Raw genomic sequence first — 1,754 nt, forward strand, 5'->3', positions numbered from 1 at the left:
CCCGCCGCGCGCGGCGGCACCGGCCGCCGCCGCGCAGGAAGGGCCGCGGCCGCAGGCCGCCGGACCCGCCGCGGACCGGCCCGAGGCCCGTGGGTGCCTCTACGCGCTCTCACAGCCGCCGCTGATGTTCTTCCTCGCGCTGATCGGCTCGCTGCTGCTGTTCTCCGCCGCCTACGACCTGCTGCTGCTCTGAACCCGCGGGTGTGCGCGGCTCAGCCGCCGACCGCGGTGCCGGACTCCCGCTGGCGGGCCCGGTAGGCCGCCACATGCAGCCGGTTCCCGCAGGTCCGGCTGTCGCAGTAGCGCCGCGAGCGGTTCCGGGACAGGTCCACGAACGCCCGGCCGCAGTCCGGCGCCTCGCACCGCCGCAGCCGCTCCCGTTCCCCGGCCACCACCAGGAAACCCAGCGCCATCCCGCAGTCCGCGGCCAGATGGTCGGCGACCGAGGCGCCCGGCGCGAAGTAGTGCACATGCCAGTCGTGGCCGTCGTGGTCGGTGAGCTGCGGAGTGGTGCCGGCCTCCGCCACCATGCGGTTGATCAGCTCGGCCGCCTCCCGGTCCGAGCGGGCCGCGAACACCTCGGCGAACCGGCCGCGCACCCGGCGCACGGCCCCGAGGTCGCCGTCGTCCAGCGCCTCCACCCGGACCCCGCTGACCGCGCGGGCGGTCACGAACCGGCGCAGCGCGGCCACGTCCGGCAGCCCTTCGGGAGCTCCCTCGTCAGGTGCGGTGTTGAGCAGATCGACCGCGTGGTCGAGCGCGCACCGCGTGTCGTGGTTGATGAGCACCTCGCTGGCTCCCGGTCCGGATGGGCAGGCATTCCGTCCCCGGAACTGTATCCGCTCCACGGCACAGGGGCGCCGCCGCGGTGGAGACCGCGGCGACGCCCTTCCGGTGCTCACCGCCGGTTCCGTGCCGTCGCCCCGAGTCAGACGGCACGCAGAACCGGACGGGTCTTCTGCCCTCCCCTCAGCTCTCCGCGAGAATGTGCGAGAGTTCGCGATCGAGGTCGAAGTGGCGGTGCTCGGTGCCGGGCGGCACCGCGGCATCCGTGCGCTTCAGGAACGTCTCCAGTGCCCGGGCGGGCGCCTCCAGAAGGGCTTCGCCCTCGGGAGAGCTCAGCGCGATGCAGACGACACCCTGACCGTGGCTACGCGACGGCCAGACCCGGACGTCACCGGTGCCGGTGGGCCGGTGCAGGCCCTCGGCGAGAAGCTCGCGGGCGAAAACCCACTCGACGGTCTCCTCGGCTCCGGTGTGGAACGTGGCGTGTACGGCGTAGGGGTCCGCCGTGTCATACCGCAGCCCCGCAGGTACGGGCAGTGAGGACTCGCTCGATACGACGAGGCGCAGGTGCAGCTCGCAGCTCACCGTGGTGTTCATAAGCGCCAGGGCCTTTCGCTCAGTGTGCGCTCGGGGGTTCGCACGTCGGCCCCATCGACATGCCACGTACCAGCCGGTTGTAAACACGTCTGAGAGGTTTGCCGGGTTTGATCTCATTCGAATGGAGGAGGTGGATATGTCGTTGAAGCGTGTGGTACCCGGGAGAGCTGGGCAGAATTCAAGGTCCGGCGGAAATTCCCGGCGCGGCCGGCGCCCGTCCGGCGGGAGAGGAAAGCCGGTGCGGAACGGTCCGGGGAGTGCGGTAAAGTTCTGCGCGTGCCGCAGGGCACCGCAGCCGGGCGATTAGCTCAGCGGGAGAGCGCTTCGTTCACACCGAAGAGGTCACTGGTTCGAACCCAGTATCGCCCACC

At 71.4% G+C, this 1,754-nt stretch carries 3 protein-coding genes and 1 tRNA gene; 2 read left to right on the forward strand and 2 right to left on the reverse strand.

What is annotated here, in order from left to right:
- On the forward strand, positions 1–193 hold a 193-nt coding region (locus GQS09_RS28160), incomplete at its 5' end, for a hypothetical protein (protein ID WP_165990339.1).
- 19 nt (positions 194–212) lie between these two features.
- On the opposite strand, the gene GQS09_RS30170 is transcribed toward GQS09_RS28160, so the two are convergent.
- Positions 213–788, reverse strand: a complete 576-nt coding sequence (locus GQS09_RS30170) for a CGNR zinc finger domain-containing protein (protein ID WP_165990340.1) — start codon at positions 786–788, stop codon at positions 213–215.
- Positions 789–969: 181 nt separating this feature from the next.
- The gene (locus tag GQS09_RS28170) at positions 970–1,383 is read right to left on the reverse strand and encodes an SsgA family sporulation/cell division regulator (RefSeq protein ID WP_093840659.1); all 414 of its coding nucleotides are present in this window, start codon (positions 1,381–1,383) and stop codon (positions 970–972) included.
- 297 nt (positions 1,384–1,680) lie between these two features.
- Here GQS09_RS28170 and GQS09_RS28175 point away from each other — a divergent pair.
- Positions 1,681–1,752: transfer RNA gene (locus GQS09_RS28175), tRNA-Val, on the forward strand.
- The last annotated feature ends 2 nt before the right edge of the window (positions 1,753–1,754 follow it).

The organism is Streptomyces sp. YIM 98790, assembly GCF_011421595.1.
In the GTDB taxonomy this organism is placed as follows: Bacteria; Actinomycetota; Actinomycetes; order Streptomycetales; family Streptomycetaceae; genus Streptomyces.

Coding starts and splice junctions, on each gene's coding strand:
- GQS09_RS28170 (WP_093840659.1), bottom strand. CDS start 1,383: ATGAACACCACGGTGAGCTGCGAGCTGCACCTGCGCCTCGTCGTATCG.